Source organism: Phytobacter sp. RSE-02, from assembly GCF_040578655.1.
Taxonomy (GTDB): domain Bacteria; phylum Pseudomonadota; class Gammaproteobacteria; order Enterobacterales; family Enterobacteriaceae; genus Phytobacter; species Phytobacter diazotrophicus.
On the sequence record NZ_JBEULY010000019.1, the window covers coordinates 61,063 to 68,137 of the forward strand.

The 7,075-nt window shown below is 58.2% G+C and carries 7 protein-coding genes; 2 read left to right on the forward strand and 5 right to left on the reverse strand.

Annotated elements, in window-relative coordinates:
* Positions 1–61: 61 nt before the first annotated feature.
* The 5 genes from entH to entC are packed head-to-tail and all read right to left on the reverse strand — an operon-like array spanning position 62 to position 4,881.
* A complete protein-coding gene (gene entH / locus ABU190_RS24540; protein ID WP_354692607.1) occupies positions 62–475 on the reverse strand; it encodes a proofreading thioesterase EntH in 414 nt (137 codons plus the stop codon).
* Positions 476–1,222 carry a 2,3-dihydro-2,3-dihydroxybenzoate dehydrogenase EntA gene (gene entA, locus ABU190_RS24545; protein WP_354692608.1) on the reverse strand — a complete coding sequence of 249 codons (747 nt, stop codon included), beginning with the start codon at positions 1,220–1,222 and terminating at the stop codon, positions 476–478.
* Positions 1,222–2,073 (reverse strand): isochorismatase, encoded by an 852-nt coding sequence (locus tag ABU190_RS24550; protein WP_354692609.1) that lies wholly within the window; start codon positions 2,071–2,073, stop codon positions 1,222–1,224. Before ABU190_RS24550 ends, entA begins: the two co-directional genes overlap by 1 nt.
* Positions 2,074–2,085: 12 nt before the next feature.
* Positions 2,086–3,696 carry a (2,3-dihydroxybenzoyl)adenylate synthase EntE gene (gene entE, locus ABU190_RS24555; protein ID WP_354692615.1) on the reverse strand — a complete coding sequence of 537 codons (1,611 nt, stop codon included), beginning with the start codon at positions 3,694–3,696 and terminating at the stop codon, positions 2,086–2,088.
* Positions 3,697–3,705: 9 nt separating this feature from the next.
* Positions 3,706–4,881, reverse strand: a complete 1,176-nt coding sequence (entC, locus tag ABU190_RS24560; protein ID WP_354692610.1) for an isochorismate synthase EntC — start codon at positions 4,879–4,881, stop codon at positions 3,706–3,708.
* Between the two features lie 187 nt (positions 4,882–5,068).
* On the opposite strand from entC, the gene fepB reads away from it, so the two are divergent.
* Positions 5,069–6,028 (forward strand): Fe2+-enterobactin ABC transporter substrate-binding protein, encoded by a 960-nt coding sequence (gene fepB, locus ABU190_RS24565; protein WP_354692611.1) that lies wholly within the window; start codon positions 5,069–5,071, stop codon positions 6,026–6,028.
* A 649-nt stretch (positions 6,029–6,677) separates the two neighbouring features.
* Complete coding sequence (locus ABU190_RS24570) at positions 6,678–6,902, forward strand: hypothetical protein (RefSeq protein WP_354692612.1); 225 nt, start codon at positions 6,678–6,680, stop codon at positions 6,900–6,902.
* Positions 6,903–7,075 lie beyond the last annotated feature (173 nt).

A 7,075-nucleotide genomic window follows, 5' to 3' on the forward strand; every position in this document is an offset into this window, starting at 1 on the left:
GCGAGGGAGAAAACCTGCTCCAGTCCACTTCAGGCCATGATTAGGACAAGGGGCAATCTCGCTACCCAATCACCGCGGTGCTTAAACGGCAGGTGCAGCAGCGCCGTCCCTGCTCATCAAACACCACAATCTCCCAGCTTTGATTTTGACGGCCCAGATGCAGCGGCTGGCAGACGGCACGTACTTTACCCTGCGACACCGCCCGGTGATGAGTGGCGTTAAGCTCCGTCCCCACCACACACTGACCATCGACAGTCATCATATAGCCGGCCATCGACCCCAGCGTTTCCGCCAGCGCGGCGGAAGCCCCACCGTGCAGCAAACCAAAAGGTTGATATGTGCGGGCATCCACCGGCATTTCGGCCTCCAGCACATCATCACCCTGGCGGGTATAGACAATCCCTAAATGGCCGACCAGCGTGCGGACACTTGTGGCATTGAGTTCATCAAGCGTTAAACGGCGCTTCCAGATCATTTATGCCCCCAGCGTTGAGCCGCCATCCACCACGATATCCTGTAACGTGATGTGGCTGGCATAGTCAGACGCCAGAAACAGAATGGTACTGGCGACTTCTTCCGGGCGGGCAATCTTCCCCAGCGGGATACCCAGCTTGAACTGTTCGCCAAAACCGGCGATACGCTTCTGTTCCGCATCGCTGCTGGTCCACAAAGTGCGCTGCATATCGGTATCGGTAGAGCCAGGTGACACCAGATTCGCCCGCACGCCGCTGGCGGCCAGCTCCAGCCCCACCGTCAGCGCCAGACTTTTCAGCGCCGCTTTCGACGCGCCGTAAGCGCTCATGCCAATGCGCGGTGTGTGCGCGGCATCGGAGGCCACGGTGACAATCGCCCCGCCCCGCTGCTGGCGAAACTGCGCCATGGTCGCCTGAAACAGGTTAAACGCCCCGCCAACGTTGACGGCAAAAGTCTGCTGCCACGCCTCCTGCGAAAGCGCATCCGTTGCCCCCATACGCAAAATGCCCGCCGCGTTGACCAGCACATCCAGCCGCGCATTCCGCGTCAACACACGAGAGCAGACCCGCGAGACCTGTTCTGCATCGGCAATGTCCAGTATCTCGGTGGTAAAAGGGTAGTGTTCACCGTCAAAAGCCCGGTCAAACCCCGTTACCTGCGCGCCCGCGTCAGTAAACGCCAGCGCCGTGGCGTAACCGATGCCTTTTCCGGCTCCGGTCACCCAGACGGTCTTCCCTGAAAAGTCCATCAGTTGACCTCGCGGGAGAGCAGCGCCCACCAGGCATCGATGGTCGGGTTTTTCGCCAGCATCACAAAATCGATATCGCCATGCACTTTACGCCAGCGCGCCGCCAGCGCCATCATGCGTACGGAATCCAGCCCGTAATCAATCAGATTTTCATCATCGTAAGGCTCGTCAGATTCATCCAGCAGCGGCAGGATCAATGCGCGCAGCGCCGCTTTGCTGGCGGGCACCGGAAGTAACGCCTCGGTCATCACCACACGCCCGGAGCGGCCCGCCACGTATTTCAGCGACATCATATGCTCTTCGCGGCTGAAATCCGCCAGCGCATCGGCCACCATAAAGGGCTTGATATCGCGCATAAAGGCATCGGTGGCAGTCGTCATACAACCGATATGGGCGTACACGCCCGTTATGATGAGCTGATTACGCCCGGTCTCTTTCAGCATCTGCTCCAGCGGCGAACGGTGAAAGGCGCTGTAACGCCACTTCACCAGCACCGTATCGGCTTCGTCCGGGGCAAGCGCCGCCACAATCCGTTGCTGCTCTGGCGAGCGGGTCAACCCCGGCCCCCACATATCGTTGAGCAGCGCGCGATCGTCATCACTCTGCTCTTTTGGCTGAGCGGTGTAATAAACCGGGATATTGTGCTGCTTACAGAACTGGCGCAGCGCGGCGATATTGGCAACCACCTTTTCCATCATCGGGCAGGTATCGCCCCAGAAATTGAGGAAATACTCCTGCATATCATGAATCAGCAAGGCGGCGCGGTCAGGTTCAAAGGCCCACTGCACTTTGTTATCCGGGATATCATTCGCGGTCGGCAGTGCGTAGCCGGTCAGTTTGGGAATGGCCATCTTTTCTCCTCGTTACGCCTGGGCGCGTTCTGCCAGCGTCTGGCGTAATTGTTTCTTATCCACTTTGCCTACCGGGGTCAGCGGCAGCGCCGCCAGGCATTCAACGCGGTCCGGTAGCTTGAAATCCGCCACACCCTGTTCACGCAGGAAACGACGAATCTCCACCGCCCGTACCGGATGTTTGACCACCAGATACGCACAGCTCTTTTCCCCCAGCAGGCTGTCTTCCATGCTGACCAGCGCGGCATGGATCACCGCCTCGTGGCGCAGCAGTAAATTTTCAATCTCTTCGGCGGCGATCTTCTCACCACCCCGGTTGATCTGATCTTTTTCGCGCCCCTGCACGGTGATGTAACCCGCGTCATCAATAGAAATCAGGTCGCCGGAGCAGTAGAAGCCATTGGCATCAAAGGCGCTGGCATTATGTTCCGGGCTATTGAAGTAGCCCCGAAAGGTATACGGCCCGCGCGTCATCAGGCGCCCCACTTCACCACGCGGCAGCGGATGACCGTTTTCATCGGCCACCCAGACTTCATCGTCCGGGCACATCGGGCGGCCCTGGGTGTTGAAGATGCGCTCCGGGGTGTCGTCCAGCGCGGTGTAATTCACCAACCCTTCCGCCATGCCGAAAACCTGCTGTAACTGGCAACCCATCTCCTCGGGAATGCGTGCCGCCAGCGTGGCAGACAGACGCGCCCCCCCCACCTGTAGCAGCCTGAGCGAAGCCAGTTGCCCCTTGTCGGCCCCTTCGGCAATCGCCTGTAACCACAGGCTGACCGCAGGCGGTACCAGCGACGTAACGTTGACGCGGTGTTTTTCGATGAGCGGGAAGCAGAGCGTGGCGCTGGGATCATTCGCCAGCACTACGCAGCCGCCCGCCAGCAACACCCCCAGCGAGCCTGGGGAGCTCAACGCATAGTTGTGAGCGGCGGGCAGTGCGTTGAGGTAACGGGTATCTGCCGTAATCCCGCAGATTTCGTTGCTACGGCGGATGCTGTAGTAATAGTCATTATGGGTACGTGGGATCAGCTTCGGCGTGCCGGTACTGCCGCCAGAAAGCTGGAAGAAGGCCACTTCATCGGCCAGCGTCGGCGTGGCGATAAAGGTATCTGCCGGGCACTCAATCGCCGCCGTCAGCGATTTCTCACCGCTGTCATTAAGAAATAGCGACACGCGCACCGACGCATGTTCGGCGGTGAAATCCTGCCAGAACTGATCGGTCGCGAAGAGCGCATGCGCACGGTCGGCAATCAGCAATGCCGGTTTGATCTGCACGGCATAGGCGTTAAGCTCCGTGCGTTGGTGGCTGAACAGCGCATTCACCGGGGCAACGCCGATTTTGAGCAGCGCAAAGAAGGTAATGTAAAACTCAGCCACATTGCCAAGCTGTACCAGCGCCGTTTCACCGCGCTGAATACCCTGCGCCTGTAACGCGCTTGCCAGATTGTCAGAAGCCTGATGAAGCTGCCGGTAGCTAAAACTGCGCTCACCCTCTATCACGGCCACCGCGTCACTTTGCGCATGACGGGTCAGTATGTCGGTCATCGGCACATCCAGCCAGTAACCTTTTTCACGGTAGCGCGTGGCGAATTCATCCGGCCAGGGGGTAAAGGGAATGGTCATCATCGCTCCTTAATGCAGGCCAAAAACGTTCAGCATGGTGGACAACTTGACGCCGGTTTCGCGCCACTCCGCCGCCGGTGACGACGCAGGGACAATGCCCGCACCGGCAAATAACCGAACGCGGTTTTCGTGAATACGCGCGCAGCGGATAGTCACGACCCACTCGCCGTTACCTTCGGCGTCGCACCAACCGACAATGCCGCCAAACAGTTCGCGCTCAAAGGGTTCTAACCCGGCAATCAGCGTTTTCGCCACCTGATGCGGAAAACCGCTCAGTGCAGGCGTGGGATGTAACAAACAGGCGAGCGTCAGGGCGTTTTCACCCGGTAGCGCGGTTCCCTCAATCGGCGTCGCCAGATGCCATAGCGTCGGGGTGGTAACCAGTTGCGGGGAATCCGGCAGACTCAAAGCGCGGCTGCGTGGCGCCAGTAAGGCTTTCATCGCCTGAGTGACCAGTTCATGTTCATGACGGTCTTTTTCCGAGGCCAGTAGTCTGTTGCCCGCTTCGCGATCCAGCATGTCATCCGGTTGACGCCGCGCCGACCCGGCCAGCGGCAGAGAGCTAAATTGGTCACCCTCTTTACGCAGCAACAGTTCCGGGCTTGCGCCCAGTAACACATCTCCTTGCGCCAGCGGAACATGGAAGTTAAAGCTCGCCGGGTTTTGGGCTATCAGGCGCTCCAGCAGGATGCCGCTGTCGAGGTGCGCATCGGTGGCAATATCAATCAGCCGCGAGAGGACTATTTTGTCCACCTCCGGTGTGGCGGTCAGCGCGGCCCCACGGGCAACCATATCCATAAAGACATCCTGCGGCGGGATTTCCGTACGTCTGGTGACGTCAGGCATGTCGTGCCCGGAGAAATAGCGGGAGGAGCGCTGCTTAGACGGGCGCGAAAAGGTCTGCCAGGAAGCGGGAATAAACAGTTCAGACGGCTGGGTAGTATCAAAAGGGATGGCCCCCACAACCACCGGATTGGCAATGCCCCGCGTTTTGGCATCGGCAAAAGCCTGCGTCAGTTTCTGTTGAAACGCGCTGTCCGGGCTATCCCCTTCCACCGCCGGTTCACTGATACGGGCAAAACAACCCGATGTCATAAAACTGCGAAACGGCGACATAAAGAAGAACTGGTCCGACGCCAGGGTTTTTGCAGCCTGTTGTACATCCTCAGCCAGTGACGTATCCATATCATCCTCCAAAAATGATAAATATATTACGAATGATTATCATTTGAATTTTGATTCGGTAAGCTAAAGGTAATGACCCGACATGTCAACTGGTGCGCCCAACTCCCTTGCGACTAACACTTGCATCCATCGCGCGCAATGATGAAAATGAGAAGCATTAACCTCAACAAAAACAGGATGTGACTTCGTGAGACTCCCTTTCTCTTGCCGTAAGGCCCTTATCATGTTGGGTATTTTTGTTTTCGGACTTTCCGCAGCGACCGCCGCCGACTGGCCGCGTCAGGTTACGGATAGCAAAGGCAGCCATACACTCGACCACAAACCTCTGCGTATTGTCTCCACCAGCGTGACGCTAACGGGTTCTCTGCTGGCTATCGATGCCCCGGTTATCGCCAGCGGCGCTACAACACCGAACAACCGATTCGCCGACGATCAGGGCTTTTTACGCCAGTGGGGCGAAGTGGCGAAATCGCGTAACGTCGCGCGTATTTATATTGGCGAGCCGAATGCCGAAGCCGTTGCCGCCCAGATGCCGGATCTGATTCTGATCAGCGCCACCGGCGGTGACTCTGCGTTATCGCTTTACGATCAGCTCTCGACCATTGCGCCGACCCTGGTCATCAATTACGACGATAAAAGCTGGCAGACCCTGCTTAGCCAACTGGGTGAAATCACCGGCCAGGAAAAACAGGCCGCTGCCCGTATTGCTGAGTTCGATAAGCAAATGGCCGATGTTAAAGCGCGCATAAAATTGCCGCCGCAGCCGGTTAATGCGCTGGTTTATACGCCGGCGGCGCACAGTGCGAATCTGTGGACCACGGAGTCCGCCCAGGGCAAGCTACTGCAACAACTGGGTTTTGCGCTCGCACCGCTGCCGGAAGGATTGCAGACATTGCAAAGCCAGGGTAAACGTCATGACATCGTGCAACTGGGCGGTGAAAATCTGGCGGCCGGTCTGAACGGCGAAGCGCTGTTCCTGTTCGCCAGCGATCAAAAAGATGCTGACGCGCTGAATGCCAACCCGCTGCTTGCCCATCTGAACGCGGTTCAGAATAAGCGTGTTTATGCGCTGGGGGCCGAAACGTTCCGTCTCGATTACTACAGTGCAACGCGGGTATTAGCGCGGCTGTCCGCGCTGTTTGGCTAATACGCACTCCCGGCTGGCGCTTCGCTTAGCCGGGCTACGTTCACGGCAGAATCGTTTTCCAGGCGCATAGATACTGTGAACGTCTTCAACCTTGTTAACCATGGCTGACTCGTTTTCCCGCATGACAACCACAGCGACATCTTTGTGCCCCCCTGGCGCAGAGCGTGCAGCGAGGGGGTTGAGTCCCCGCTGAAATCGGTGAGACGAAGACCCGATGGCAAGGTCAGGCCGCCAGGGATGGCGGACTGAGGTTTGTCGAGACAGGACAAAATCGTCCGGAACGATTTTGAACAACGCAACGCGTTGGCCCGAAGGGCGAGCCCCAGGGATGGGGCGAGTAACTCGAGTCAAACCGACCGCAGGCAGCGGGGCGGGAGGCGAACGCAGTGCGAAGCACCGATTTTTTGCGGGGCCGCGGGGATTGTAAAGGGGAACGCGGTGTTCCCCTTTACCCGTTCACGTGTCCGGAGGTGACATTTCGCCATGAACATAAGGTGAACGGAACCCACCTTCCGAGCCGCATATTCCCCTCACCCCAACCCTCTCCCTGGGGGCTGAGGAATCCCCAGTAATCTTACGTCTTACAGCGATAACGCCGCTTCATAAGAATAAAACAGTGGCAGCGATGACAGGGTCCGGCTGAAAATCGATGAGGCGTTGGTGGCTGACCGGGGCCGCCCGCAGGGAAGCGGGCGGAGGGGATAGCCTGCAAGGACGCAGGCTGGTCCCCGACCCGAAAGTCAGACGACATAAGCATCATGGACCGCGCCAGCGGCGATTTTCCTGGCCGGGAGCCCGGGTCGCCAGGGTGGTGGCGGTGAGCCACCCTGGCACGTTCACGGGTTCTGTCGCGACAGAAAAACAAGGAACATAAGGTGAACGGAATGACCATCAGAGCCGCATTTTCCCCCCTCACCCTAACCCTCTCCCCTGTACGGTCCGGAGACATAGTGAACGCTTGTTCGGGGACATGGTAGACACTTACAACTGAGGCATAAGAACCCGTTTATGGAGTCACTTATGCCCTGGGATGCGAGAGATACCATG